Origin of the sequence: Tetragenococcus halophilus subsp. halophilus DSM 20339, assembly GCF_003841405.1 — a bacterium.
GTDB lineage: Bacteria > Bacillota > Bacilli > Lactobacillales > Enterococcaceae > Tetragenococcus > Tetragenococcus halophilus.
The window spans coordinates 929714-955547 of the sequence record NZ_PXYA01000001.1; the positions used below are offsets into that span (position 1 = coordinate 929714).

At 36.3% G+C, this 25834-nt stretch carries 29 protein-coding genes; 2 read left to right on the plus strand and 27 right to left on the minus strand.

Annotation, left to right across the window (positions count from 1 at the left end; all coding sequences use genetic code 11):
* Positions 1 to 190: 190 nt before the first annotated feature.
* The 6 genes from C7K42_RS04400 to C7K42_RS04425 form a co-directional block, all read right to left on the minus strand.
* Positions 191 to 1378 (minus strand): ATP-binding protein, encoded by a 1188-nt coding sequence (locus tag C7K42_RS04400; RefSeq protein WP_103099755.1) that lies wholly within the window; start codon positions 1376 to 1378, stop codon positions 191 to 193.
* Positions 1379 to 1641: 263 nt separating this feature from the next.
* The gene (locus C7K42_RS04405; RefSeq protein ID WP_103099756.1) at positions 1642 to 2973 is read right to left on the minus strand and encodes a dihydrolipoyl dehydrogenase family protein; all 1332 of its coding nucleotides are present in this window, start codon (positions 2971 to 2973) and stop codon (positions 1642 to 1644) included.
* A 69-nt stretch (positions 2974 to 3042) separates the two neighbouring features.
* Positions 3043 to 3453: a hypothetical protein gene (locus C7K42_RS04410; RefSeq protein ID WP_014125276.1), complete on the minus strand. Its 411-nt coding sequence runs from the start codon at positions 3451 to 3453 to the stop codon at positions 3043 to 3045.
* A 320-nt stretch (positions 3454 to 3773) separates the two neighbouring features.
* Positions 3774 to 3992, minus strand: a complete 219-nt coding sequence (locus C7K42_RS04415; RefSeq protein ID WP_014125277.1) for a DUF6290 family protein — start codon at positions 3990 to 3992, stop codon at positions 3774 to 3776.
* A gap of 128 nt (positions 3993 to 4120) precedes the next feature.
* Complete coding sequence (locus tag C7K42_RS04420) at positions 4121 to 4528, minus strand: type II toxin-antitoxin system VapC family toxin (protein WP_014125278.1); 408 nt, start codon at positions 4526 to 4528, stop codon at positions 4121 to 4123.
* Positions 4512 to 4808: an AbrB/MazE/SpoVT family DNA-binding domain-containing protein gene (locus C7K42_RS04425; RefSeq protein ID WP_014125279.1), complete on the minus strand. Its 297-nt coding sequence runs from the start codon at positions 4806 to 4808 to the stop codon at positions 4512 to 4514. Before C7K42_RS04425 ends, C7K42_RS04420 begins: the two co-directional genes overlap by 17 nt.
* A 235-nt stretch (positions 4809 to 5043) precedes the next feature.
* On the opposite strand from C7K42_RS04425, the gene C7K42_RS04430 reads away from it, so the two are divergent.
* The gene (locus C7K42_RS04430) at positions 5044 to 6405 is read left to right on the plus strand and encodes an IS4 family transposase (RefSeq protein WP_124175397.1); all 1362 of its coding nucleotides are present in this window, start codon (positions 5044 to 5046) and stop codon (positions 6403 to 6405) included.
* Here the strand turns inward: C7K42_RS04430 and C7K42_RS04435 are convergent.
* The 3 genes from C7K42_RS04435 to C7K42_RS04445 all read right to left on the minus strand — a co-directional run bounded on the left by C7K42_RS04435 (position 6389) and on the right by C7K42_RS04445 (position 9206).
* Entirely contained in the window at positions 6389 to 7114 is a 726-nt protein-coding gene (locus C7K42_RS04435) for a lipoate--protein ligase family protein (protein ID WP_069029097.1), read from the minus strand. The genes C7K42_RS04430 and C7K42_RS04435 overlap by 17 nt on opposite strands.
* 57 nt (positions 7115 to 7171) lie before the next feature.
* The gene (locus tag C7K42_RS04440; protein ID WP_103099545.1) at positions 7172 to 8023 is read right to left on the minus strand and encodes a transporter substrate-binding domain-containing protein; all 852 of its coding nucleotides are present in this window, start codon (positions 8021 to 8023) and stop codon (positions 7172 to 7174) included.
* Between the two features lie 184 nt (positions 8024 to 8207).
* On the minus strand, positions 8208 to 9206 hold the full coding sequence (locus C7K42_RS04445) for a YeiH family protein (RefSeq protein ID WP_061841383.1): 999 nt from the start codon (positions 9204 to 9206) through the stop codon (positions 8208 to 8210).
* Positions 9207 to 9319: 113 nt separating this feature from the next.
* Between C7K42_RS04445 and C7K42_RS04450 the strand changes: the two genes are divergently transcribed.
* Positions 9320 to 10192 (plus strand): LysR family transcriptional regulator, encoded by an 873-nt coding sequence (locus tag C7K42_RS04450; protein WP_014125285.1) that lies wholly within the window; start codon positions 9320 to 9322, stop codon positions 10190 to 10192.
* A gap of 100 nt (positions 10193 to 10292) precedes the next feature.
* Here C7K42_RS04450 and C7K42_RS04455 read toward each other — a convergent pair whose 3' ends face one another.
* From C7K42_RS04455 to fabT, 18 genes are all read right to left on the minus strand, one after another.
* Complete coding sequence (locus C7K42_RS04455) at positions 10293 to 11171, minus strand: NAD(P)-dependent oxidoreductase (protein WP_061841384.1); 879 nt, start codon at positions 11169 to 11171, stop codon at positions 10293 to 10295.
* Positions 11172 to 11466: 295 nt separating this feature from the next.
* Positions 11467 to 12720, minus strand: coding sequence for an ABC transporter permease (locus tag C7K42_RS04460; RefSeq protein WP_103099546.1), 1254 nt, complete (start codon positions 12718 to 12720; stop codon positions 11467 to 11469).
* The gene (locus C7K42_RS04465; protein WP_014125289.1) at positions 12713 to 13612 is read right to left on the minus strand and encodes an ABC transporter ATP-binding protein; all 900 of its coding nucleotides are present in this window, start codon (positions 13610 to 13612) and stop codon (positions 12713 to 12715) included. The genes C7K42_RS04460 and C7K42_RS04465 overlap by 8 nt, the downstream gene beginning before the upstream one ends.
* Before the next feature lie 188 nt (positions 13613 to 13800).
* A complete protein-coding gene (locus tag C7K42_RS04470; protein ID WP_103099547.1) occupies positions 13801 to 14523 on the minus strand; it encodes an alpha/beta hydrolase in 723 nt (240 codons plus the stop codon).
* A gap of 227 nt (positions 14524 to 14750) precedes the next feature.
* Positions 14751 to 15194, minus strand: a complete 444-nt coding sequence (locus C7K42_RS04475; protein ID WP_170157599.1) for a type II toxin-antitoxin system HicB family antitoxin — start codon at positions 15192 to 15194, stop codon at positions 14751 to 14753.
* Between the two features lie 33 nt (positions 15195 to 15227).
* Positions 15228 to 15392, minus strand: a complete 165-nt coding sequence (locus tag C7K42_RS04480) for a type II toxin-antitoxin system HicA family toxin (protein WP_232510095.1) — start codon at positions 15390 to 15392, stop codon at positions 15228 to 15230.
* A gap of 122 nt (positions 15393 to 15514) precedes the next feature.
* Positions 15515 to 16042, minus strand: coding sequence for an acyl-CoA thioesterase (locus tag C7K42_RS04485; RefSeq protein WP_103099548.1), 528 nt, complete (start codon positions 16040 to 16042; stop codon positions 15515 to 15517).
* Positions 16043 to 16322: 280 nt separating this feature from the next.
* Entirely contained in the window at positions 16323 to 17108 is a 786-nt protein-coding gene (locus C7K42_RS04490; RefSeq protein WP_014125294.1) for an acetyl-CoA carboxylase carboxyl transferase subunit alpha, read from the minus strand.
* A gap of 1 nt (position 17109) precedes the next feature.
* A complete protein-coding gene (accD, locus tag C7K42_RS04495) occupies positions 17110 to 17973 on the minus strand; it encodes an acetyl-CoA carboxylase, carboxyltransferase subunit beta (protein ID WP_103099549.1) in 864 nt (287 codons plus the stop codon).
* 12 nt (positions 17974 to 17985) lie between these two features.
* A complete protein-coding gene (locus tag C7K42_RS04500) occupies positions 17986 to 19350 on the minus strand; it encodes an acetyl-CoA carboxylase biotin carboxylase subunit (RefSeq protein ID WP_014125296.1) in 1365 nt (454 codons plus the stop codon).
* Positions 19351 to 19357: 7 nt separating this feature from the next.
* A complete protein-coding gene (gene fabZ, locus C7K42_RS04505; RefSeq protein ID WP_180991148.1) occupies positions 19358 to 19777 on the minus strand; it encodes a 3-hydroxyacyl-ACP dehydratase FabZ in 420 nt (139 codons plus the stop codon).
* 11 nt (positions 19778 to 19788) lie between these two features.
* Positions 19789 to 20292: an acetyl-CoA carboxylase biotin carboxyl carrier protein gene (gene accB, locus C7K42_RS04510; protein ID WP_014125298.1), complete on the minus strand. Its 504-nt coding sequence runs from the start codon at positions 20290 to 20292 to the stop codon at positions 19789 to 19791.
* A gap of 2 nt (positions 20293 to 20294) precedes the next feature.
* Positions 20295 to 21530: a beta-ketoacyl-ACP synthase II gene (gene fabF / locus C7K42_RS04515; RefSeq protein ID WP_103099550.1), complete on the minus strand. Its 1236-nt coding sequence runs from the start codon at positions 21528 to 21530 to the stop codon at positions 20295 to 20297.
* Between the two features lie 42 nt (positions 21531 to 21572).
* Entirely contained in the window at positions 21573 to 22310 is a 738-nt protein-coding gene (fabG, locus tag C7K42_RS04520) for a 3-oxoacyl-[acyl-carrier-protein] reductase (protein ID WP_014125300.1), read from the minus strand.
* A 15-nt stretch (positions 22311 to 22325) separates the two neighbouring features.
* Positions 22326 to 23246, minus strand: a complete 921-nt coding sequence (fabD, locus tag C7K42_RS04525) for an ACP S-malonyltransferase (RefSeq protein ID WP_014125301.1) — start codon at positions 23244 to 23246, stop codon at positions 22326 to 22328.
* Positions 23247 to 23560: 314 nt separating this feature from the next.
* Positions 23561 to 23785 (minus strand): acyl carrier protein, encoded by a 225-nt coding sequence (locus C7K42_RS04530; RefSeq protein ID WP_014125302.1) that lies wholly within the window; start codon positions 23783 to 23785, stop codon positions 23561 to 23563.
* A gap of 47 nt (positions 23786 to 23832) precedes the next feature.
* Entirely contained in the window at positions 23833 to 24801 is a 969-nt protein-coding gene (locus tag C7K42_RS04535) for a beta-ketoacyl-ACP synthase III (protein ID WP_061840949.1), read from the minus strand.
* A gap of 10 nt (positions 24802 to 24811) precedes the next feature.
* The gene (gene fabT, locus C7K42_RS04540) at positions 24812 to 25252 is read right to left on the minus strand and encodes a fatty acid biosynthesis transcriptional regulator FabT (protein WP_014125304.1); all 441 of its coding nucleotides are present in this window, start codon (positions 25250 to 25252) and stop codon (positions 24812 to 24814) included.
* Positions 25253 to 25834 lie beyond the last annotated feature (582 nt).

Consider the following 25834-nt stretch of genomic DNA (forward strand, 5'->3'; position numbering starts at 1 on the left):
CTCCTTATATTTAAACAGTTTTTTTAACTGTTATAATTTTAACGCTTTCAATTGTAAAATAAAACGACTGAAAATACAATTGATTTTGAATAAACAACCGAAATTATACTTACTTTTTAGCAAAGAGGTTTAGATTATTCTGTAATAATTTTAACAAGATTGCTGTTCTATTAAATTTCTTACTCTTTTACTATTCTTCATCCAAAAGCCAATTAATAACATTGACTTGTTCAATGCCTTCATCATTTGCATAGCCTTGGTCAGCCGTTAATAAAATTTTTCGGTAATCATCTTTGATTTTCTTCAATGCAGAAACTTCCCGATTATACGTTTCATCGTCAACTACTGTATAAGAAACTTGATAGTATTCCTTAACACCTTGCTTAATTGCCACAAAATCAACTTCAGCATTTTCAATCGTTCCTACATAAATTTCATAGTCTCGACGTAATAACTCTAAAAATACAACAGTCTCTAACCGACTACCAATGTTTACACGTTTTGTTCCTAAAAGTGCATAGCGTAGAGCCATATCGACAGGATAATATTTGGAATTAATGGATAGGTACTTTTTCCCGGAAATATCATAGCGATCACACCGATAAAACAAATAGGCATCGAGAAATGCTGATAAGTAAGACAAAACTGTATCACTAGTTGTTTTTTCTCCCATCGAAGTTAACGTACTCGCAATCTTTCTAACAGTAACTAAGTTGCCAGCGGTATCTGTTAAAAAACGAGCGATTTGTTCGACCAAAGCGCTATCGCTGCGTTGCTTACGTTGTAGGACATCCTTAATTAATACAGTATTGACAATACCATCAACATAATCTTCAAATGTTTTTTCATCTTCTAATTGGACAGCAAAAGGAAAACCTCCAAAGTTAAGATAATTTTGAAAATCTGTAGTTAGGTCTCCGTTAAAGGCACTATGATATTCTTTAAAGGATAAAGGATGAACACGTACTTCAATATAGCGTCCAGAAAGTAATGTAGCTAACTCCCCAGACAACATAAATGCATTAGAACCAGTAACATAAAGGTCCACGTTAGGACGAATAAAGAAACTATCCAATACTTTTTCAAAATGAGTCACTGCTTGAATTTCATCCAAAAAAATATAGTATTTTTGCGTTTTATTCATTAAGCTATCTAAGTATCGGTATAACTCGTAATAGTCTAAATATTTTTCATATGCTAAGTCTTCAAAATTAATAAAAATGATCTGCGATTGTTCAACTCCTTCATCAAGCAATTGTTGTCGAAACATTTGTAAGATTGTCGATTTTCCACAACGACGTACACCCGTCAATACTTTAATAATTTGCTTATCTTTGACTCGATTTAATTTTTCTAAATAACTCGTTCTTTGTATCATATTTCCACCTACTTTCGAATTAATTCGAAACTCATATATATTTTACCATGTATTTCAAATTAATTCGAATATATTATAATTTTTCTATATATTTCTAATCATTTGGTTTTTATATTGTAATTTTAAAAATACAAGCAGTCTAATTAATACATTTATGGATAATAAGGGCTGGCGGAAGTTCTCTTTATCTATGAAAAAATAGAGGGAAGCTTCATAGCATTCCCCCTATCTTTACCTTTTTTATATACTTTATCTCAAATAATTCAATACAAATACTGAATGTCACTTGCTATTGTTGGGTAAGCAAAAGGCGTTTGGCTGACATCTTCTGCGGAATATCCGTGTTTAATTAACAACGTTAGATAATTAATCATCTCATCAGCTTCCATGCTCAAACAAGCAGCACCTACTACTTGATCGTTCTTTTGATCGATAACTAATTGTACCAGAGGTTGTTTTTCATGTTGTCGTTTATAGGTAATCCAATCCTCCATAGGAACAGTTTTTACTTCATACCGCTCTGTGTCTTCTTGCGCTCGATTTACCGTTACGCCTACTTGAGCCAATTTCGGCAAGGAGAAGATGATGGTTGGAATATATGGATACTCAATTTCCGCGTGGTCTCCTAAAATTTGTCCGACTACATAGTTCGCCTCATATCCGGCAACTGGTGTTAATTTAAGCACGGGAGAAGCTGCCGAATCACCGACTGCGTAAATATGTGACACGTCTGACTGTAAATGTTCATTTACCTTAACGCCTTTACTTGAATAGTCAACGCCGATCTGATCTAGCCCTAGTTGATCCACATTGGCAATCCGACCCACTGCAGCAAATACCTTGTCTGTTTTCTTATCAAAATCATTGCCTATTACTCGATAACTTGCATTGTCCTCTTGAACTTCCGTGATTTCTTTATCAAAAACGATTTCCACGCCATTTTCGGACAACTGATCACAAAGTTTCTTCACTAATTTTTTTGGAAAAGCCTTCAAAGGACGATTATTATGATGAATCAATGTGACTTTTGCTCCGGCAGAAGAGGCAATTCCGGCAAGTTCAAAAGCAACATATCCGCCACCTAATATCGTAATACGTTCTGGCATTTCATCTAAATCTAAAAAGTCTGTACTTGTTTGTAAAAATTCTTTGCCTTTGATGTCTAGAATTCGTGGACGCAAGCCAGTAGCGATAATGACGTTTTGAGTCTCAATTGTTTGTTGACCAACTTTTAATGTATGGGGATCGACAAAATACGCGTGACCGGTAATTGTTTCAATGCCATTATTTGCAAGGCTATCATGGGTACCCGGACTTATTTGTTTTGTATACTCTCGTTTATTTTCCATTAAATCTGACCAATTGATTGAATTTTGCGTATTTAATCCTTGCCCCGCTAAAAGATCCGCTTTTTCTTTTGCTTCTACTGCAGCATATAAGATTTTTTTAGGATCACAGCCACGATTCGGACAAGTACCGCCCCACAGATCTTCTTCCACAATAGCTACTTTTTGTCCCTGAGCTTTCAAAGAAGAAGCAGCCGCCGTGCCAGCTGGGCCCGCACCAATCACAACAGTATCGTATTTCTCTACCATGAATTTCACTCCTTATGTCCTTGATATCCAAATATTGACTACAAAATTTCTAAATTTTTTAACCACAATTTATATAAACGGAAAATCATAACGTCGCATCTCAACATGCCACTGCGGTTTTTCCAATTTAATTCTTTCCTTAAGTGAATCCAACGTTTCTTTCCTAATATCTCCTCTTTTATACAGAAAAGTATAGAACTTTTTTAAACTTGTAGCATTTTCATTGATTTGTTTAACGCTTGACCACATCGCTTTTTTAATAAACCAGTAACCCAGAAACTCTCCAATAAACAAAGTTCCTTTTTTGGCTTCCACGAACTCATCGTAAAGCAGAAAAGTATTAATATAAAAATCAATATTATTCACATGTTTATAAATAGTTTTCGCACTAAGCTTTTTATCAATCAACTCTTGTTCAAATTCATCTAGTAGCTGTTTGTTCTGCTTTTTTATCTCCTCAACGTTTGCTTCTTCTTCCATCACTATCACTCACTCCTTTGCGTCCATTTTACCATATTCTCCGAAATCTTTTTTCCTCTGAATTTTAACAAAAATGTCCAAACCAAGGTAACTTCAGCAAACTTCCCTTTATTGTAAATAAAAGGAAGGGAAGTTCTATGTACTTACATTCATTTACCACAAAATGAAGGGACTTTTTATTGACTTCCCTTCGTTTTTAGACTCTTTTTCAAGATAAATTCATTAATAAATTTATTAGACTAAATAACAACTCAAAAAATAGACTATTAATAAGCTATAAGTCTTTAATAGTCCTCGGCTAGTGTTTATATGTCTTCATATCATATCAAATCTAATCTCCGTTTAACCTCACCTCTAGATACAGTTTCACCATGACTCTCTTTTAAATTTTGAACCGCTTCATAATAATCATTCTCATTTTGTACTCGATCTAAAATCGTTTGTTTCATGAATTCGGTTACATAAACACTCTCAAACTCAGCTAATTCTTTAATTTCTCGATATTGCTCATCTGTAAAATATAAAGAAGTTAATACCATGCCAACACCTCCCAAATCAGTTTTAACACACGCTGAACTTTAAATGAAGTTTATCTAAATTTTTTAACAAAACAACACTAAAAAAATAATATGCTTTTTAGAATGCACAACGCTTCTAATAAAGCATATTATTTAAACTTATGAATTAATTCTTCAGGCGTATAGACAATTAATCCACTGTTAAGATAGTCATCAACATTTCTAGTAACAATGCTTTCTACACCGTTACGAGTTGCCGTAGCTATAATCAAATTATCTTCATAATCTTCCCCGCTTAATTCCAACGCATTGATACAATCCAATTCTGTTACAGAAAGCACTTCATTTAATTGTAATAACTTTTTAACTTCGTTCTTTGCGTTTTCCGAACCATATTTTTCTAGAATATAATAGATATCTGTGATCATATTTGCGGTTATATATCCCTTAATCACGCCATAGACAGATAACATATAAACTTCTTTCGATTGTTTATAAAATTCTTCTCTTTTTGCTAGTACATCTAATATTACATTAATGTCAATGATGCAATTCATGTTTTACCAACCGTTTCTGTTTTCTTTCTGCTCTTTCTGTTTTCACATCTAAATCCTTAGGTAAACTAACAGTACCTACTAAATCTTCTAATAATTCTTTTTTATCTTCTGTCACATCTTCAATAACAATTCGCTTTTTCCCATCAGGCTGTGTTTCCACTGTTATATTGACATTTTCAATATTTTTTAAATCGGCATTAGACAAAATCGCTTTAGGTAAAACAATTCCTTTAGTATTTCCCCACTTCTTAATTTTACCGCGTTTTCTCATAATTTCCATGATTGCTCACCTCTTTTATTTATTATAGCATAAATTATACATAAAGTATAACCTAAATTATACATTATGTATAATTAATTCTAGAGTTTTATATTATAAACTAAAACTTGAAAGTTCAAAAATACAGTTCATCCCTTGATAAATAAACGTTTTTTGATACAAAAATAGCATGAACCACTCAAATCCTGGTATAATAGAATCAACGAAAAACCACTAACCAAGGAGTGTTCATGCCATGTCAATTATAACACAAACAACGCCAAACTCAGAAAAAATTTCTACCTCTGTGTCTGATTTTTTTCATCAGTTCCATGTAGCTTCTGCTCTTAAAAAATCGAATGCCGTGCACAGGAAGGGTTTCTCCGTTTCTGTTATTTTTTCGTTCCTATTAGCTTCGATCTTTACCAACGGTTCTACCTATCGGTTTTACCAAAAGCAAAAGGAACAGCTATCATTTTCAGATAAAACATTTCGCAACGTTTTGAATGATCCGCACACTCATTGGCAAAAATTACTGATCTTAGTGGCTGAATCCGTCATTACTTTCCTACGTCCATTGACGGATGATGCCCGAAAGACCACGTTTATCGTGGATGACTCCATGTATTCTCGCTTGAATGCGAAAAAAGTGGAGTGTGCCGCTTTACAATACGACCATGCCAAGAAAAAATATTTCAAAGGATTTCGTTATTTACAATTAGGCTGGAGTGATGGCAACAGCTTTGTCCCCGTCGCTTTTTCCTTGCTCTCCGGGAAAAGAAAGCTCCAATCTGACCTTGATATCGGGGATCAACGCACGAATAGGGGGAAACGTAAAGCTCAAGCGCTTCGTAAAGGCACGGAAGTGACACTGGAACTGCTTCGATCGGCTTTGAACCAAGGGATCCATGCGGATTATGTCTTATTCGATACTTGGTTTTCCAGTCCCAAAATGTTCCAACAGATCCGTGACCTGAAATGCCACTGCGTAGCGATGGTTAAACGTAGTCAAAAGATCTACTACCGTTATCAAGGCCAAAAGATGGATGTCAAAGAAATCTTCAAACGAAACAAGAAACGCCGCGGTCGTTCTCGCTATCTTTTGAGTGTCCAAGTAGAAGCTGTCGTAGAAGGGGAAGTCCTTCCCATTAAGTTGGTATATATTCGCAATCGCAATAAACGAAACGACTATTTGGTCTTAGCTTCGACCGATATCGATCTGACCGAAGACGAGATCATTCAGCTCTATGCTAGACGCTGGTCGGTGGAAGTCTACTTCAAGATGTGCAAACAATACTTAAAATTAGCCAAGTACCAAGGGATTTCTTATGACGGGATCTTTGCGCATACGACACTGGTAGCTATCGGTTATATGATCCTAGCGGTGCAAGAACGTGAAAGTAAAGACGACCGAACGCTTGGCGAGTTATTTTATCTTCTCATTGATGAGCTTTCCGAGCTTTCTGTATCGGAAGCCATTCTGCAATTACTCGTTTTATTCCAAGAAGCTTTTGCGGATGAATATGTTTTGGATGAAGCCGTATTAAATAACATTATCGAACAGTTCCTTGAAAAACTACCTTCCTCTATACAAAAACAGCTCAAGCAAGCAGGTTGAAGTTAATTTTGTGCATGAGATCCTTGGTATACCAAGGGATACGTATCGAAAAGTAGGTTTCAAGTTTTAGTTCTTTAATTAATAATTTGCGAAAAGCTTCAATCGTAATATCTCGATGCTCTTTCGCTAAATAAGGTCTTAAAGCAGTGACACGGCTCTGAACAGATTTTACGCCTTTAGCAGCTAGCTTCTTTTTGTTAGGCGTTAATACTTGTTCCAAAGTTTTATAATCAGCGTCTAATAGTAAAGTTCCACCAACAATCACCTTGCTATCATTAACTAACATTGAAGTGCCAGAAAATTTCTTTCCATGAATTAATAAATCATTACGTCCCCCAAATTGCGCCTCTTTGACACCTAAGTGCTGCAGCGCTCGTACAATAGGCTGAGTAAAACGGGAAAAATCTTGGTAAGAAGCATGATCGTTTTTTCCTATAAAACCATAAATCAATGTCCCTTGATCATGATAAACAGAACCTCCACCTGAAGAACGACGAACCAAATCAATTTGTTGTTCTTCCAAATAGTTCAAATCAACTTCTGCAAAAGCGTTCTGATGTTTGCCTATAATAACGGCTGGCTGATTAATATAAAAACGCATAATCGGTTCATCTAGCTGTAATTCATTAGCTAAAAAACTGGCAATTGCATAATTATATTTGGGATCACGTACCTCTTGTCCGTTACGCTTTTGGTCAAATAAATACATCTGTCTACTCCTCATGAAATAAACAAGCGAGATTTTTTAACCTCGCTTGAATTGTTCTTATTCATCTTCGTCTAAATATTCATCAAAATCTTCGATAGATTTATCCATGCCTAGATATTCATCATAGATTTCAGCTAGGGTGCCATCTTCCGTATTTTCGATAATTACTTCATTTAAGTCTTCTCTTAACTCATCCGAACCTTTAGGTACAACCAGTGATGCAGGTACATCGGGTACGGTCTCATCTAACACACGCACAGATAATGGTTCCGGTTGTTTATCTAAATAATCTTGTTGCCCGACATCACTACCTAAATAAAAGTCAGCCCGATCTTCTGTAATTAATTTCATGGCTTCGTCCACATCATCAATAGGAACAAGCTCGCCCCCAAGTTTTTCTGCCTCTTGTCCAGAGAAAGTTGATACACTTTGTGCTGCTCGTTTGCCATCTAAATCGTCCAATGTTTGAATGTCACTATCTTCAGCGACGATAACGCCCCACACTTTGTCAAAATAAGGTACAGTGAAATCATACTGTTCTGCTCGTTCAGGTGTTTCACTTAAGCTATGCATCGCTACATCAATACGATCGCTATTTAAACTTTCCAAAATGGAACCAAAAGACATCTCCACAAACTCTGCTTTTACATCACCATCTAAGTCTTTGACGAGCTCTTTAGCCATATCGACTTCATAACCCACTAACTCCTCGGTATCTTCATCATGATAGTTACTTGGTGGGTAGCCACCCGTAATCCCAAATCGAAGGACTTCAGTCTCTTGATCTGAGGAAGAATCCGTAGCCGCTGAATCTTCTTCTGAAGCTTCCTGGTTTTGGCAAGCAGTTAAAAATACCAAGGACACAGCCGCTAATGCTGTCAATTTTCCTAATAAACGCCTTTTCTTCATTTCCGACCTCCTAAATTAATACAGAAAATAAATCTGTTCCACTCTTTTAAAGCTATTATACTATCTATCAGTAAGTTGTCAACGGTTAAATAATTGATATACCAAATAAAATAAAGAAATAGCTTTTACAGCAACTGTTGTAAAAGCTATTTCTTTCTGTACTAATTATATAAATATTTTTTTATTACCAAATGCCTAATACTTGTTGCATCAAAAGACTAACCAACATAATACTTACCCAGCAACTAAAGCCAAGCAAAATAGGTTTGCCGCCACTTTTAACTAACTGCACCAAATTAGTATTTAAACCTACTGCTGTAAGTGCCATTGTAATACAGAACTTACTCAATGTTGTTAAAAAATCAACAATATTTTCATTGAGTTGAAAAACCGTACTAAAAATCGCCGCTAGTAAGAAAAAGAGAATAAACCAAGGAAATGTTTCTGACATCCGAACGGAAACTGCGCTACTTTTTTTCGAACGATAAAATGCCAAGATTAAGGTAATAGGAATAATCGCCAGTGTTCTAGTTAGTTTAACAATCGTCGCATAATTTAAAGCCACATCACTGGCATGACTGACTGCCCAGGTTTGCCCAGCAGCCACTACCGAAGAAGTGTCATTGATTGCCGTTCCTGCCCACATCCCAAAACCAATATCATTCATCCCTAAGATATTTCCAAAGATAGGAAATAAGAAAGCCGCTAATACATTAAACAAAAAAATAACAGAAATAGATGTCGCGATATCTTCTCCTTTGGCTTTAATCACAGGAGCGGTTGCCGCAATCGCAGAACCGCCACAAATGGAAGAACCTACACCTACTAAAATAGAAACATCGGTCGGAACTTTTAACCATTTACTGATAAAATAAGAAACAATGAGTGCTGTAGCTATAGTAGTAATAATAATGAGTAAGGATTGGCTCCCTACCGCAAAAATTTGAAAAAGATTCATACTAAAGCCCAATAAAACGATCGCATATTGCAGAATTTTTTTAGAAGTAAAAGCAATGCCTGGTTCAAACATCTGCTTTCGTGGAAATAAAGCAATAATCAACCCTAAAAGGATACCAAAAACAGGACCTCCTATAATGGAAAAGCGTTGTCCTAAGAAAGTGGCGATTAATGCAATAAAAAAAGATAACAAAATTCCCTGATAATTTTTCTTTACAAAACTCATTTTTTAATCTCCTTGTTAATATCGTTAAAAATATATTATCATACTACTTATATAACAAAAAATTATTTATTATTATATGTACATAAAAATATGTTATGACAAAGGAGAAAAACATGCTTGATTTTAGAACACGTACTTTCTTAACCGTGTGTAAATATATGAATTACACTAAAGCAGCTGAAAAACTATGTATTACTCAACCTGCAGTTTCCCAGCATATTAAATTTTTAGAAACAGACTATAAAGCAAAGCTTTTTTACTATGAAGGAAAAAAATTAGCATTAACACCTGCAGGAGAATTATTTTATAAAAAACTTTCAACAATTGCTTATGATGACCAAACTTTAAGAAAAAGAATGTTACAAGATAACAAGTCTATCATGCATTTAAACTTTGGCGCTACTCGCACGATTGGTGAATTTTATTTAGCGGATAAGTTAACTCAATTTTTAAACGAAAACCCTAGTATGCAATTATCGTTGATTATAGAAAATACTGCTTATCTCTTAGATAAATTACAAAGGGGTGAAATTGACTTTGCTTTATTAGAAGGATATTTCCCAAAATCTGAATATAGTTTCCTACCATATGCACGAGAAGAATACATCTGCGTCGCAACACCAGATTACCCTTTCAAACAAACACCACATTTACTGGAAGATTTGTTAACTGAAAGATTGATCATTAGAGAAAAAGGTTCAGGCACGCGGGCAATTTTAGAAAAGAACTTAGAAAATCAAAACTTCGTATTAAGTGATTTTAAACAACTGATTGAAATAGGAAATATTCACGTTTTAAAAAAACTGGTTATAAACAATCTTGGGATTACAACGCTCTATAAAACCGCAGTCACTCAAGAGCTGGCTGATAATCAATTATGCAGAATCGAGATCGAAGACTTACAAAAAACCCATGATTTTTATTTTGTTTGGCGTAAAGACAGTGTCTTTTCGGATCTCTATAAGCAAATTGTCCATTTTTTTTAGAAAGTTTTCTTATACTAAAAAAGCAAAGAAGCGTCAGTACTTCTTTGCTTTTTAGTAAATTCTATCTATTAAATGAAAATTTCAGTTTATTTCGTAATACTTATTCTTCCTTCTTCCCGGCTAAACCTGAAGCCGCAATATCTTTATCTCCGTGTCCTTCTTCTAGCGCACGTTGGAAACGTTGTAAGCCCGCAGCTGTGATATCAATTTGCAAGTCTTCGTCTTCCATAGCATCTACAATTAATTGCGCGTCTTTTACCGCATTTTTAACTGCAAAGCTAGCGGTATAATCATCATTTAAAATCGCTTTGCCTTTTTGTTGGAAATAAGGTGTATCCATAGGGCCACCAGTAATCACGTCCATGACAAGTTGCGGATCCACTCCTAGCTCTTTTGCGATTGTTAAACTTTCAGCTACACCGTGCGTTAAAGCAAATACCCAACTATTTAATGCTAGTTTCAAGCGACTACTTTTTCCTGCTTCTTCAGAAACCCAGATCGTCTTTTTACCAATAACATCAAAAATAGGTGTAAGAACTTCTTTATATTCGCTAGGTCCTGAAGGCATAACCGTCAATTCACCACTTTCAGCTGGCGCTTTAGTCCCTTGTACAGGTGCATCGAAAAAAGTTAACTCGTGTTTTTCGGCAAATTGAATTAACTCATCTATTTTTTTGCCCACTGTCGTCATTTGAATCCAGATAGCATCTTTAGATAAATTTTCTTGCGCTGAGTTCATGGCTTCTAAAACAGTTGGCGCATCTTTTAAAACCGTGAGTACAGCATCTGTATCCTTGACCGCTTCTTGCGGCGTATCATAAACGCTTAGGCCATCTGGTATTAGTTTTTCAGCTTTAGCTCGTGTTCGATTCCATACATGTACAGCAAAACCACTTTTGGCTAAATTGCTAGCCATAGGTCCTCCCATAATACCTGTACCTAATACTGCGATTGTTTTCATTTCTTTTTGTTGAACCATTTATATGCCTCCAATATAAAGTTAAATTTGTCTCTACCTTAACGTTATAATAGTCAGCAACTAAAGCGCAAACATCATGTTTGCTTTATTTATCTTCTGTAAGGTGTAATTTCGTACCTACCAACTCAATACTTGGTTCATCTCTAAAACGTTGCAAAACTTGCCTGTTCAACATCGTTTTTGTAGCCGTTCCTTCAAAACGTACTTTTACGGATGGAAAATAGCGGCTACCTAAAAAAACATGCAATTTATTCCGGCATTTTCGAAATAAATTACATGTTTTAACTGTTTACACTTATTGATTCTTCATCAAAGTAAATGACTGTTTCAATGTCGCAAGTAGTCCTTTATCATTATAAACTAAAACATTTGATTTATACATCTTAGCTGAAGCCATTGTCAATAGAACTGTCGAAACGACTAAGATACCTAATGAAATCATCGCATCTTGTATACTAGCCGTTTCATTAGCCAATCGAATAGGCATTAGATAAGAAGATAGAAATGGGATATAAGAAGTAATACGGATGATAATATTGCTTGGATCAAAGGACGCTAAAGAGATCCCTAGTAAGTAACCGATTAAAGACAAATAAGTTACAGGTAAAATCACTTTAGATGTATCTTCTGTCTTTGTGACTAATGAGCCGCAAAGTGCAGCCAAAACTGCATAGATAAATACTCCCAAAACTAAGAAAACTAAAGTAAACAGCAAGAAAGTTCCAAAGATCCCTTGCAAGGAAATCGAGTCTATAAAGTTTTTAATCACATCAATATCTTTTACCCATTGGTAACTAATCGCAAAAGCTGCAGCGTAAACAACCATCTGTGTTACAGCCACAAGTAGTATTCCTAAAAGTTTGCCGTAAAAGTGGACTTGCGCACGAGTACTGGACAAAATAACCTCCATAATTCGGGTCCCTTTTTCTGAGGCAATTTCTTGCGAGATAATTCCTGCATAAGTGATAATAAAGACGAAGAGAATAATTGTCGAAGCAAAACTAATAGCATAGTTGAAGTCCTCATCGTCTCCACCCATCTCCATCTCTTCTGCGTCGTTGAAATTAACAGATTGTTGTTCAAAACTTGCTGGTTGATTTAAGCTACCAACTTCCTCTGTTGTCAGACCTAACTCTTGGGCTCGCATATTCGTTTGTATCGTATTAAGCGTTTGTTGTAAGGTTAGCTCAACGGACTGTCCCATATTCGATTCACTGTATAAAGCGCCATTTAGTTGGTTATCATCTCCAACATCTACAACAAACAAAGCATCGATTTTTTCATCTGATAAATCTTCTTCTCCCGCCGATTGAGAATCGACAACTTGAAATTCATAGTCCTCAGGTGCAGCTTCGCTCATGCTTTCAGCCAACTCCGTTGAAGAAGAAGTGATGCCGATCGTATCGACCTCACCACTTTGACTTCCAAAATAGCCGGCCACATAAACAATGCCTCCTAAGATAAAAGGAACAAGCAACATAATTAAAAATGAAATGGAGCGAACATTTTTCTTATAAACATCAGCGGCAATAACCCAAAATTTATTCATGGTCTTCACCTGCTTTCATTTTAAATATTTCTTCTAATGTTGGTGGTTGCTGATTAAACATCGGGATATAACCTTGTGCTGTCGCTTGTTCAAAAATGGTTTTACCTGCTTCTGGATTTTCTAATGTGATTTCCAAATAACGATGATCTTGTACTGTAACACTTGAAACATCAGGTATTTGAGCCACTTCATCTTGGGACAAGTCCGATTCTAAGAAAACTTTGGTTCGTCCAAATTTTTCTCTAATTTCATGTACATCTCCTTGTAAAACAGTTTTTCCATTGTTTAACATAATCAAATGGTCACATATCTTTTCCACATTATCCATATTATGACTCGAAAATATGACACAAGAACCTTTTTCTTTGAGCTCCATAATGCCGTCTTTCAGTAACTCTACATTTACTGGATCTAAGCCACTAAAAGGCTCATCCAAGATAATAAGCTCTGGTTCATGAATGAGCGTCGCAATCAATTGAATTTTTTGTTGATTTCCTTTAGATAAAGTTTTTACTTTATCTGTCTTTTTACCTTTCACCTGAAATTTATCCATCCATTCGTCAATCTTAGGAACAATTTCTTTTTTGCTTCTTCCTCTTAATCGCGCAAAATAGATCAATTGATCTTGTACTGTAATACGCGGGTACAAGCCACGCTCTTCGGGTAAATACCCGATAATATTGTACTCTTTTGCACTTAATGAATGTCCCTTCCATAAAATTTCACCTTGATCTGCTTGTAAAAAATCAAGTATTAAACGAAAGGTCGTTGTTTTTCCAGCCCCATTTTGTCCAATTAACCCCATAATTTGTCCTTCATTAATAGAAAAGGTTAAGTCGTCTAAGGCTTTGTAATCGCCAAAGGATTTTGACAAATTTTTTACTTCTAACACTTTTCTCACTCCTTTTATCGTTTTTCTTTCCAGTCCCTTTTTACAACAATTGTGTCATTTAATGTTACCTTACCTTATAACAAATCGCAATTGGTTATAGATAATTTTGTTATTTTAATATAAAAAAAGGATCACTAACAGTTATAGATGTTAGAGATCCTTAAGTAGTTATTTCTTATTCGTTTATTTTATTTAATGCCGATCATTTCATCTAGCCATTCTACCGCTAAAGGAAACCAACGAGACATATGATGATCGACTCGTCCATCATTTACAACGCCTGTCCACTTATTTGCCAGAGCCATTCCATGATTACCTGTACTAAATTCGTGCACTTCAAATGGTACACTATTTTGTGCCAAAGCTTGCGTATAAACATCAATATGTTCTAAAAACGGCGTTAGTTCATCATTCATCGCACCCCATACAAAAGTTGGCGGCGTATTAGGTGAAACTAGCTTTGAAACATCAGTGCTTTGAACACCCATCTTTTCATCCAAAGTAGGCTTGATCACTGGATAACCGAGCAAAGCAAATTTCGCTTGCGTATCTATTTGGTTAGAGTAATCAGCAGCAAGTTGCCCGCCGGCAGAAAAACCAATGATTCCTAACTTATTTAAATCTACTTTTAACTGATCAGCATGTTTTTTTATATAATCAAAAGCCTCTACAATGGCTTCTTTAGCTTCGACATAACTTTTTTGTTCTTCCGTCGGATAATTTACGACAAAAGATTGAAAGGCTTGTGTCGCAAATTGCAACGCAACTCGTTCAGTATCGCGTTCGCGTAATTGTTTATAACTTCCACCACCGACAACGACAATCCCCGGTAAGGAAGTATCCGTATTGCTTTGATAAATATCTAGCGAAGAATGATTTGTTGTATCAAGCTGAATATTTTGAAAGTTCATTTAGTATCACCTCAAGTAATTGTTATTTATATATTAAGCTTACTAAATGAATTTACTGACCGCAAATATTCTAACTTCCATCTATTTTGAAGGAATCTATAAACGAGCTTGCATATAAAAATGACACAGCTTTTATTAAATTTTTTTTGCACAAAAAAATCCAGCAAACAAAAATGTAAAAATTGTTTACTGGACTGTGTAGTTAATATAGTTAAATCGCTGCTATGCTAATGATTCACTTTTTCTACAATAGCATCCTCTAACGTTTTTGAGAAATTAAGAGAGTGCTTCTTACCTAAATCATCTGCCCATTTAGGGATCGTTAGAGTTTTTTTAACAGGGTTTTGTGAACCTAAATAGTTATTTATGTCTACATATATCAACGTAACAAAAGACTTTTCTGGATCATATTCCAATTGGAAATCATCATCATTTTTAAAAGGATTGTTTTCTTTTAAATCAAGTATATTGATATCTGAGGGCCTTGGAACATGATTCTGTGTATCAATCAAATCAGCAACAATGATCCCTAGATATTCTGAAGCCATCTCAAGTGCGTCTTGGATATTTTTCCCTTGGGTAGCGCTATTTTCAAAATCTGGAAAAGTAACAAAATATTTTGCTTGAGCTGCAGCGTCGTAATAAAATAAAGCAGGATAAACGATTAACATCATTGCATGCTCCTTTCGTCAGTAGCAAGTGGGCTAACAAAACCCAGCTTGCTTTAAAATTCCTCTTTCGGTATATTCGTTCAACTCACCATGAGGAATAATGATTGGACGACTATTTGATTTGCACATTTTAACATGTGATCCCTTTCCTTGTTTAGGAACAATTGTCCAACCATTTTTGGTCAGATATTTGACCATTTGTTTTTATGTCATCGGCATGTGCACTATACCTCCTGACAACCATATGTTAACACGTGCAGCACGTATCAACAATAAAAACATTCATAATTGAAACTAACTTAGTTTCTCCACTTTCTTTATTATTGCCCCCATGGCAATTCTGTTGAAAGTTTAGCAGCAAATTCTTTATATTCACTACGCTCAGCAAGTCGTTGCCTCCTTCTTTTTTCATAATCACGACAAATTAATTTTTCTTCTTCTGTTTCTGGGAAAACTCTTGGCACAGTGAATTCTTTTTCCTCATTCATATGAGAAGGAACAGCAACAAATGTCGTAAAGCAAGTCGCTGCTAGATAACGCTCACCTGTGACCAGATTTTCTCCAATGACTTTCACAAAAACTTCCATAGATTTATGATGCGTACCTGAAACATACGACTCTACACAAACCGAATGATTATTTTCCAATGGCTTTAAAAAATTCATTTGATCGATAGAAGCTGTGACTGCGCCTCGTCTGCAATGTCTGGTAATTGAAATTGATGAGGCATCATCAATAAAGGTCATTAATTTTCCACCGAATAAAGCGCCAAAAGGATTCAAATCTGAAGGAAAGATCCGATGAGTTTGGACCACTTTTGATTCTCGACAATACCGAAATTCTTCCATGTTTTTCTACCTCTGTTTCTAAATTAATTCTTCTATTTTAACAATTAGCAAACAAATAATTACGATTACTAAACAAATTTGTTCGAAAAATAAAGCTTTTTACACATAAGTTCCTTTTATTATACCAAAAAAAGAAGGGACATCTTCTAAACTTCCCTCTATTCTTTATAAAATGAAGGGACTTTTACATAACTTCCCTTTTTATCTCAAATAACTAACTTTTAAAAAATGTAATATCATAATAAAAAATCACCGAGCTTCAAATAGCCGGTGATTTTTATTAAAATTTACGAAATCGTTCATAGCGTTCTTGAACTAGTTGAGTAGGATCTTTTTTCGCAAGATCTTTTAACTTCCAAGTTAAGTCAGCTTTGACACGGCGTAAAATCGCTTCATCTGATACAGATTCGCCTCTAAATGTTTCAGGAATTACCTGTTCGATAACATCCAATTCTTTTAATTCTTGCGCTGTAATTTTCATCAAATCAGCGGCTTCATCTGCTCGACTACTATCTTTCCACAAAATCGAAGCAAAGCCTTCTGGAGGCAAAACCGCATAAATAGAATTTTCCAGCATCCAAACTTCATCAGCGACTGCCAGTGCTAATGCACCGCCACTACCGCCTTCACCAATAATGGTAGCGATAATAGGAACGCTTAAATCAGCCATTTCATATAAATTTTTAGCGATAGCCTCTCCTTCGCCACGTTCTTCGGCACTAATGCCAGAATAAGCGCCAGATGTATTAATAAAAGTTACCACCGGACGTTGGAACTTTTCTGCTTGTTTCATCAAACGTAATGCTTTTCGGTAACCTTCTGGATTAGCCGAACCGAAATTACGTTTTAAATTTTCTGGTAAATTTTTTCCTTTTTGGATACCAATTACAGTCACCGGTTTGCCATCTAACAAAGCAACACCACCTACCACAGCTTGATCATCTGCAAAGTAGCGGTCTCCATGAAATTCTTGAAAATTATCAAAGATCTGTTCAATAAAATCTAGTGAAGTGAGGCGTTTTTGATCACGAGCTAGTTGAACGATCTCATGTGCAGATCTTTCCATCTTAACGCCACCCTTTCATTGTATGCATGCTTACCAGTTCGTAGATGCGCGTTTTTAAATCTTTACGTGCAACAATCTGGTCGATAAACCCATGTTCCAAAAGAAATTCTGCTCGTTGAAAATCTTCTGGTAGTTCTTGTTTAATCGCGTTTTCAATGACACGTCTACCTGCAAATCCAATCAAGGCTTGTGGTTCAGAGATAATAATATCTCCTTCCATCGCAAAACTTGCAGTGACGCCACCAGTAGTTGGATCTGTTAAAACGGTTAGGTAGAAAAGTCCAGCATTACTATGTTTTTTGACTGCTGCAGAGACCTTGGCCATCTGCATCAAAGAAAAAATTCCTTCTTGCATACGAGCGCCGCCTGAAGCGGTAAATAAAACCACTGGTAGTTGTTGTTCCGTCACTTTTTCGAATAAACGGGTGATTTTTTCTCCTACGACTGTACCCATACTTGCCATAATGAAATGAGAATCCATTATACCAAGCGCTACTTTCTCTCCGAATATGTCTGCAAGACCAGTCAAAACAGCCTCATGCAAGTCATTTTTTTCTTGCATCTTTTTGACTTTTTCTTTATAGCCAGGAAAATTCAAGGGATCTTTGGTACTTATGTCTGTATCCCATTCTTCAAAAGTATCATCATCGGCGATCAGTGCTAAACGTTGGCTAGCACTGATTCGAAAGTTATATCCACAGTTAGGACAAACTTTTTCTTCACCAATTTCTTTAGTATATAAAATATGTTTGCAGCTTGGACATTTTGCCCACATGTCATCAGGGACAGTGGGTTCGTTCATAGGTGTCGCATTTCGATTAGGATTAATTTTGATATAGTCCTTTTTCTTTTTAAACAATGCCATTTGCTGCGCCTCCTAATCTTCAGGTGTCCAGTTTGGTAAAAATTCTTCTTGCAAAAAGGCAGTATTATAATCGCCAGAAAGTACTTTAGGATGACTGATCAAGTCTAACTGAAATTCAGCGTTAGTGACAATTCCTTCAGTCACAAGTTCACTTAATGCGCGCTGCATTTTCATTAACGCACCTAAGCGTGTGTCTGCATAGGCAATCACTTTAGCGATCATTGAATCATAGTAAGGCGGTATAGTATAACCTGAATACATCGCACTTTCTACACGAATACCCATGCCACCTGCTGGTAATAATAAATTTTCGATTTTTCCAGGTGAAGGAGCAAAGTTAAAGCTTGGATTTTCAGCGTTAATACGACATTCAATCGCGTGCCCATTAAATTGCACATCTTTTTGTTCAATCGTCAGTTCTTGGTCACTAGCGATTTCCAATTGTTTTTTAACAATATCCACTCCTGTAACCATTTCAGTGATAGGATGTTCAACCTGAATACGAGTATTCATCTCCATGAAGTAAAAATTGCCTTTTTCATCCATTAAAAATTCGATAGTACCTGCATTGCAATAATCAACAGCCTGTGCTGCTTTAACAGCTGTCATCCCAATCTCTTGTCTTTTTTGCTCATCGATCACTACAGAAGGAGATTCTTCCATAACTTTCTGATTATTACGTTGTAAAGAACAATCTCTTTCTCCTAAGTGTATCACATGTCCAAAATTATCGGCTAGAATTTGAATTTCTATATGACGAGCAGGATAAACAATCTTTTCAATATACATTGAATCATCACCAAAGGCTGCTTTGGCTTCTTGTTGAGCCGAAGAAAAATGATGCGGTAAATCTTCTTTATTATAAACTTTGCGGATTCCTTTTCCGCCACCACCTGCGGCAGCTTTTAGCATAATTGGAAAGCCCACTTCATCAGCAATCTGAACGGCTTCTTCTACATCATGAATGACGCCTGGGCTTCCCGGCACAACCGGTACACCAGCTTCTCGCATCAATTTTCTAGCATTGATTTTATTTCCCATATCATCGATCGTTTTGCTTTTAGGCCCGATAAAAACGACATTCATTTCTTCACACATTGCAGCAAAACGAGCATTTTCAGAAAGAAAACCAAACCCTGGGTGGATTGCTTCGGCCTTAGTAACAATTGCTGCACTAAGAATTTGTTGAACGTTTAAATAAGAATCTGAAGAACGAGCGGGACCAATACAGATCGCCTCATCCGCTAATTCTGCATGTAGTGCATCTTTATCAGCTTCTGAATAAACAGCAACTGTATGAATACCTAATTCACGACAAGCACGTATAATTCGTACCGCGATTTCTCCACGGTTTGCAACTAAAATTTTTGAAAACATAATCCACCTATCCAATCATGAACGTTAATTCTGCTTCCGCCACTTTTTTTCCATCGACGCGAGCAACACCTTTACCTACACCAGCAGAAGATTTTACCTTCAAAAGTTCAACTTCTAGCATTAATGTATCGCCGGGGGTTACTTTTTTACGGAATTTCGCTTTGTCAATTCCGCCAAAATAAGCAGTTTTTCCTCGAAACTGTTCTAAACTTAGTAAAGAAACAGCGCCCGCTTGTGCCATAGCTTCAATAATAAGCACCCCTGGCATTACTGGTTCATGCGGAAAATGTCCTTGGAAAAAAGGTTCATTCACTGTAACATTTTTTTTAGCTACAATTCGTTCTCCTTCTTCGAGTTCTTCTATACGGTCAATTAAAAGCATAGGAAAACGATGAGGAATAATTTCTTTGATCTCTTGAATATTCATTACTGACATATTTAGCCTTCTTTCACGCGGAACAACGGTTGGTCAAACTCGACCACTTGTTCATTTTCTACTAATACTTCAACAATCTCACCAGACACATCACTAGTGATTTCATTCATTACTTTCATCGCTTCAACAATACAAACGACTTCACCCGCTTCGACGTGATCGCCAACTTTTTTAAAGTCTTCTTTTTCTGGAGCAGGTCGCAAGTAAACCACACCCACAATTGGCGAAACGATATCGGTTCCTGCAACTGTTTCTTTTGCAGTTTCTGTTGTTTGCGCTTGAACAGATTGGACTGTTTGTTGTGTTGTTGTTTGTGTGTTAGCTGTTGGTTCTACCGTAGGTTCAGCCGCCTGCGTCTGTCCTGTATTATTTACTTGCCCAGCTTGGCTTCTTGCCGCTGCTGTTTTATTAAAGTATAGCTCAAAAGTTCCATCTTTTAAATCAAATTCTGTCAAAGTCGATTGATCAAAGATCGCAAGCAATTCTTTTAATTCTTCTTGTTGCATCTTTATGCCTCCCAACGTTTCATCAATAATACCGCATTATGGCCACCAAAGCCCATTGAATTGCTCAATACATATTCTAAGTTAGCATCAATACTTTGATTTTGCACCACATTTAAATCAATTTCCGGATCTTTTTCTTCAATATTAATACTAGCAGGAACAAATTGGTGTTGTAGTGCTAATAATGAAGCAACTGATTCAATACCACCGGCCGCTCCTAATAAGTGTCCAGTCATTGATTTTGTACTGCTAACATAAATATCTTTACCACGTTCACCTAATCCATAATGGATAGCTGTTGCTTCTGAAACATCATTAGCTGGCGTTGCTGTACCATGAGCATTAATATAGTCAATTTGTTCAGGTGCTATTTGTGCTTCTTCCATAGCCAATTTCATCGCTTTTCCAGCACCAGAACCATCCGAATTAGGTGCTGTCATATGGTAAGCATCACAATTTGCGCCATAGCCAACAACTTCACCTAAAATATTTGCCCCACGAGCTTGCGCATGTTCTAATGATTCCAGCAAAAGAACGCCTGCACCTTCGCCCATAACAAATCCAGAACGATTCGTATCAAATGGGGTTGAAGCATGATCTGGATCTTCATTACGGCTCAAAGCAGTTAAAGAAGCAAAACCAGCGATTCCGATTTCACAAATGGTTGATTCAGATCCACCAGCAAGCATCACATCTTGATAGCCGTGTTTGATATTGCGGAAAGCTTCTCCAATAGAGTTGTTACCAGAAGCACACGCTGTAACGGTAGATGTACAAATACCTCTAGCGCCCACGCGCATCGCGATATTTCCCGCCACCATGTTTACAATCGACATAGGTACAAACATTGGTGAAACTCGATCTGCTCCTTTTTCGTTCATACGCGTTACTTGTTCTTGGATTGTCGGTAATCCGCCGATACCTGAACCCACCATAACGCCGAAACGATCCATGTCCGTTTTTTCTGTATCTAATTTTGCCATTTCAAGAGCATCAAGTGCAGCGTAAACGCCATAAAGTGAAAAAAGATCCATTCGTTTCGTATCTTTTTTCTTAAAATATTTCTCTCTAGGAAAATCTTTCACTTCACCGGCTACTGAAACACCAGTATCTTCTGCATCAAACTTTGTAATTTTATCAATTCCGTTTGTTCCATTTTTTAAACTTGCTAAGAAGGTTTCTGGATCATTGCCAATTGGCGATACGACACCATAACCTGTAATAACTACTCGATTCATCTTGCTTCTCCTTCCATTTTGCAAAAAATCAATCGTATCTGATTATCCTTGCATGACTAACCCGCCATCCACACTAATCACTTGTCCTGTAATATATGGACTTTTGGCTAAGAAAACTGCGGTCTGAGCCACATCTTCTGGATCTCCTAAGTGTTGGAGTGGAATCGTTTCTTTGATTTGTGCTTTCACTTTATCTGACAAAACATCTGTCATATCAGTCGCAATAAAACCAGGCGCAATCGCATTACAAGTGATTCCGCGAGGGGCTGCTTCTTTGGCTACTGTTTTGGTAAAACCAACAACGCCCGCTTTACTTGCAGCATAATTTGCTTGACCAACATTACCAATCAAACCAGAAACACTGGAGATGTTAATAATGACGCCTGCTTTTTGTTTCATCATTTTCTTTAAAATTTGTTGTGTCATATTAAATGTTCCAGTTAAATTCACTTGTAAAACACTTGCGAAATCTTCTTCTTTCATACGAAGTAATAACTTATCATTATTCATACCCGCATTATTTACTAAAACTTGAATTTCGCCTAATTGATCCTGCGCACTTTTTATCATTTCTTTGGCACTTGAAAAATCAGAAATATCTCCAGATACTCCGATACATTTCACACCAAAGGCTTCAATTTCAGCAATTAATTCAGCAGGAATTTCTTTACGTCCATTAAGTACAATATTTGCACCATTTTGCGCAAAAGCTTTAGCGATCGCTAAACCAATCCCACGCGTACTCCCTGTAACAAATACATTTTTATTTTGAAGTTCCATAGATTCCTCCATTAACTAAATCGTTTCTTCCGTTGCTTGTAAAGTTTTCAAGTCCGAAATCCGGTCTGTTTTTATGGATTTATCAATTTTTTTCATAAATCCATTGATTGTTTTTCCTGGCCCAACTTCAATGATACGTTCAATTCCCAGCTCTTTTAGTGTTGCAACACTTTCATAAAAACGAACGGGTGATTTAACCTGTAGTTCCAATAAATGTTTGATTTCATCTTGTTTCATGACTTTGGCTGTCGTATTACTAACAACGGGGATCTGCATTTCATTAAAAGTTGTTTCTTTTAGTACTTCTTTTAATTGTTTTGAAGCTGGTTCTAAAAGTTTTGTGTGAAAGGGACCACTGACATTCAAAGGAATCATTCGGCGCGCGCCTGCTTGGCTTAATAAATCCAATGCGTAATCAACCGCTTTTTCTTCTCCGCCAATGACAATCTGTTTTGGTGTATTATAATTGGCTGGTGAGATGATCCCATATTCACTAGCTTGCTGACAAGCTTTTTCAATTGTATCAGCTGGCATATTCATTACAGCAACCATTTTCCCCACACCAGAAGGAGCAGCTTCTGCCATGTATTTCCCACGCCTTGCAACTAAATCTACAGCTGTCTCAAAACTCAGGGCCTGACTCGCCACTAAAGCGGAATACTCGCCTAGGCTCAGTCCGGCTGCTGCATCCGGCTGAATTCCTTTTTCTTTTAATAAACGTAAAAAAGCAACACTTACCGTTAAGATCGCTGGTTGAGTATATTCGGTTAAATCCAGTTGTTCATTTTCAGTAAAACATAATTCTGCCATGTCGTAATTTAAGACATTGGATGCTTGTTCAAATGTTTTTTGGACAATCTCATACTGATCATAAAGATCTTTTCCCATACCAGGATATTGATCTCCTTGACCACTAAATAAAAAAGCTGTTTTCATCCGTTTCTCCTTTAAAACTTATGGATTTCAAATAACTACATAACAATTGAAAAAAGTATGTAACGCCATTATCTGCAAAAAATTCGAAAGTAAAAGACACTACGCCTCGCTTCCGCTCGCCCTAGTACTGTTCATCAGCTACTCTCAGCTCCCTTTGGTCGCTGAATCGTAGTGATTCGAAAGTAAAGGTCACTACGCCTCGCTTTCGCCCGCCCTAGTACTGTTCATCATCTACTTTTAGCTCCCTTTGGTCGCTAAATCGTAGTGATTTACAGCAAAAAGCAAAGGCTAGGCTTTTGGCCCAGACTTGAAAATTAAGCTTGTTGTTTTTCTACATATTTTACTAAATCGTCAACAGTTTTAATATTTTCATCTGTTTCGATTTTTACATCAAATTCATCTTCGATTTCGTTAATGATTTGGAATAGATCTAAACTATCTGCTTCCAAGTCTTCTTGGATATTTGTTGACAACTGAATGTCGTCTTTTTCCTTGTCTAGTTCTTCTGCTACGATTTCTTGAATTTTTTCGAATACCATAAATATATTCCTCCAATATTTTTTCTATTATTATTATCACTACAGATTTATAAAATGACCGATAGGGTTGCCCAAGTTAATCCGCCACCAAAACCTGAAAGTATCACATTTTGTTGGTTTCCAAGGACAATCTTTTTACTAGCGACCGCTTCATCCAATAAAATCGGAATAGAAGCCGCTGAAGTATTACCATATCTATCCATATTTTGTAAAAATTTGTCTCTAGAAACATTGACCTTTTTCGCGATCTTATCTAAAATTCGCGCATTTGCTTGATGAAGCAAGAAATAATCGATTTCTCTATTTTGTTGGTTCATCACTTTTTTGATTTGCTCTACGACATCTCTAACTGCAAAATCAAAAATTTCTCGCCCTTCCATAGACAAGTATGAACTTTGACTTGTTTCATTTTCGGAATAAGGGCTATTTACAGCAGTAAAACCAGATGTTAACGACATCGCTCGCTTCCCATCTGCTTGTAAGTTTTCAGCCGTAATATGCTCTGTTTCTGAAGCTTCTAATAAAACACCGCCTGCACCATCACCAAACAACACTGCCGTCGAACGGTCTGTCCAATCTAAGGTTTTGGAGATAACTTCGCCGCCGATGACCAATCCTTTTTTTGCACCCGTGCGTACTAACTTATCCGCCACTGATAATGCATAAACAAAACCCGAACAAGCAGCACTTAAATCAAAGCACATTGCATGATTTGCTCCAATTGTACCTTGTACTAAACAAGCTACTGAAGGACTATAGTAATCAGGAGACATCGTAGCAACAATGATAAAGTCTAACTCTTCAGCAGAATACTGGCTTTTTTCCAACAATTTTTCTGCTACTTTAATACAAAGGTCTGACGTATTTTCCGTTGTTGTAATGCGACGTTCTTTAATCCCTGTGCGAGATTGAATCCATTCATCACTAGTGTCCATGATCTGTGCAAGCTGATCGTTGGTCACAGCTTTGTCAGGAACGAAGCTGGCAGTTTGTGTGATTTGTCCAAAATTATTCATTGCATTACACTCACTTATAATCTTGTAGGAAACTGTGAAGATTCTCTAAGGCCTTTTGTAAGGCTACAGATTCTTCGTTATCCATGCCCTGTAAAATGCTTTTTACCATTTCCATATGGAAGCGTTGGTGGACACGGAAGATTAATCTCCCCTTTTTGGTCAAACCTAATTTGACAACTCGTCGATCATCTTCGCTACGAAGACGTTCAACATAGTCTTTTTTAACCAATCGATTGATCGCGATCGTCAATGTCCCAACAGTGATCGAAAGTTCTTTGGCCACTTCAGAAGTGGTCTTTTTTTTATACATACCAATTGCTTCAATTGTATGCATCTCAGTAATCGACAAATCTTTAAACTGCGATTTTTTTAATTCTGATTCTTCGATCACTAAAATATCATTAAAAGCCTCAACTAATAATGTATTGATCCGTCCAAAATTGGGCTCCATTAACTAACACCATCCGAATAGTTTGATTATCAAACGATTTGATAATCAAACTATAAATGAAACTCTGAAAAAATGCAAGTTTATTTTTTCATTTTTTCACTCATTTACTTTTCAAATAACAAATCAAACAATCGAATTTACTTTGATTTTCAAATAATTTTAACATAATCAGCTGTGGTGTAAATAGCTTTAAGTCTCCCTTTTAATTTTTATTAATTTTCTTTACTATTGATCAATCATAGCAGGATAAAAAACAGAGAGTAAAGTTGGTTTACACTCCCTGAGATTCAAAACATGGGGAGCGTCTTATAAAAAGAGTCCCTATCTTTTAAGAAAATTGTAGAAAATTCAAAGAAAGTAGATAAACATGGGGAGTCTTCTTAGCGATTTAACCCCTAAGATTGAAAAGATAGGGGTTAAACTTGAATAATAATCCCTCATATTCAAAACATGGGGAATGTATTATAAAAAGAGTCCCTATCTTTTAAGAAAATTGTAGAAAATTCAAAGAAAATAGATAAACATGGGGAGTCTTCTTAGCGATTTGACCCCTGAGATTGAAAAGATAGGGGTTAAACTTGA

Excerpts from the sequence above, each read along its gene's own strand:
- C7K42_RS04415 (WP_014125277.1), bottom strand. The coding sequence starts at position 3,992 with ATGGTATTAACTTCTTTATATTTTACAGATGAGCAATATCGAGAAATT.
- C7K42_RS04410 (WP_014125276.1), bottom strand. The coding sequence starts at position 3,453 with ATGGAAGAAGAAGCAAACGTTGAGGAGATAAAAAAGCAGAACAAACAG.
- C7K42_RS04420 (WP_014125278.1), bottom strand. The coding sequence starts at position 4,528 with ATGAATTGCATCATTGACATTAATGTAATATTAGATGTACTAGCAAAA.
- C7K42_RS04530 (WP_014125302.1), bottom strand. The coding sequence starts at position 23,785 with ATGGTATTCGAAAAAATTCAAGAAATCGTAGCAGAAGAACTAGACAAG.
- C7K42_RS04405 (WP_103099756.1), bottom strand. The coding sequence starts at position 2,973 with ATGGTAGAGAAATACGATACTGTTGTGATTGGTGCGGGCCCAGCTGGC.
- C7K42_RS04500 (WP_014125296.1), bottom strand. The coding sequence starts at position 19,350 with ATGTTTTCAAAAATTTTAGTTGCAAACCGTGGAGAAATCGCGGTACGA.
- fabF (WP_103099550.1), bottom strand. The coding sequence starts at position 21,530 with ATGAATCGAGTAGTTATTACAGGTTATGGTGTCGTATCGCCAATTGGC.
- accB (WP_014125298.1), bottom strand. The coding sequence starts at position 20,292 with ATGCAACAAGAAGAATTAAAAGAATTGCTTGCGATCTTTGATCAATCG.
- C7K42_RS04425 (WP_014125279.1), bottom strand. The coding sequence starts at position 4,808 with ATGGAAATTATGAGAAAACGCGGTAAAATTAAGAAGTGGGGAAATACT.
- C7K42_RS04480 (WP_232510095.1), bottom strand. The coding sequence starts at position 15,392 with ATGGTCAAATATCTGACCAAAAATGGTTGGACAATTGTTCCTAAACAA.
- fabT (WP_014125304.1), bottom strand. The coding sequence starts at position 25,252 with ATGGAGCCCAATTTTGGACGGATCAATACATTATTAGTTGAGGCTTTT.
- C7K42_RS04470 (WP_103099547.1), bottom strand. The coding sequence starts at position 14,523 with ATGAACTTTCAAAATATTCAGCTTGATACAACAAATCATTCTTCGCTA.
- C7K42_RS04450 (WP_014125285.1), top strand. The coding sequence starts at position 9,320 with ATGCTTGATTTTAGAACACGTACTTTCTTAACCGTGTGTAAATATATG.
- C7K42_RS04490 (WP_014125294.1), bottom strand. The coding sequence starts at position 17,108 with ATGGAAAGATCTGCACATGAGATCGTTCAACTAGCTCGTGATCAAAAA.
- C7K42_RS04485 (WP_103099548.1), bottom strand. The coding sequence starts at position 16,042 with ATGGAAGAATTTCGGTATTGTCGAGAATCAAAAGTGGTCCAAACTCAT.
- C7K42_RS04460 (WP_103099546.1), bottom strand. The coding sequence starts at position 12,720 with ATGAATAAATTTTGGGTTATTGCCGCTGATGTTTATAAGAAAAATGTT.
- C7K42_RS04475 (WP_170157599.1), bottom strand. The coding sequence starts at position 15,194 with ATGTTAATCGTTTATCCTGCTTTATTTTATTACGACGCTGCAGCTCAA.
- fabZ (WP_180991148.1), bottom strand. The coding sequence starts at position 19,777 with ATGAATATTCAAGAGATCAAAGAAATTATTCCTCATCGTTTTCCTATG.
- C7K42_RS04535 (WP_061840949.1), bottom strand. The coding sequence starts at position 24,801 with ATGAATAATTTTGGACAAATCACACAAACTGCCAGCTTCGTTCCTGAC.
- C7K42_RS04430 (WP_124175397.1), top strand. The coding sequence starts at position 5,044 with ATGTCAATTATAACACAAACAACGCCAAACTCAGAAAAAATTTCTACC.
- C7K42_RS04440 (WP_103099545.1), bottom strand. The coding sequence starts at position 8,023 with ATGAAGAAAAGGCGTTTATTAGGAAAATTGACAGCATTAGCGGCTGTG.
- C7K42_RS04455 (WP_061841384.1), bottom strand. The coding sequence starts at position 11,171 with ATGGTTCAACAAAAAGAAATGAAAACAATCGCAGTATTAGGTACAGGT.
- fabD (WP_014125301.1), bottom strand. The coding sequence starts at position 23,246 with ATGAAAACAGCTTTTTTATTTAGTGGTCAAGGAGATCAATATCCTGGT.
- C7K42_RS04445 (WP_061841383.1), bottom strand. The coding sequence starts at position 9,206 with ATGAGTTTTGTAAAGAAAAATTATCAGGGAATTTTGTTATCTTTTTTT.
- C7K42_RS04435 (WP_069029097.1), bottom strand. The coding sequence starts at position 7,114 with ATGTATTTATTTGACCAAAAGCGTAACGGACAAGAGGTACGTGATCCC.
- accD (WP_103099549.1), bottom strand. The coding sequence starts at position 17,973 with ATGGCATTGTTTAAAAAGAAAAAGGACTATATCAAAATTAATCCTAAT.
- C7K42_RS04400 (WP_103099755.1), bottom strand. The coding sequence starts at position 1,378 with ATGATACAAAGAACGAGTTATTTAGAAAAATTAAATCGAGTCAAAGAT.
- fabG (WP_014125300.1), bottom strand. The coding sequence starts at position 22,310 with ATGGAACTTCAAAATAAAAATGTATTTGTTACAGGGAGTACGCGTGGG.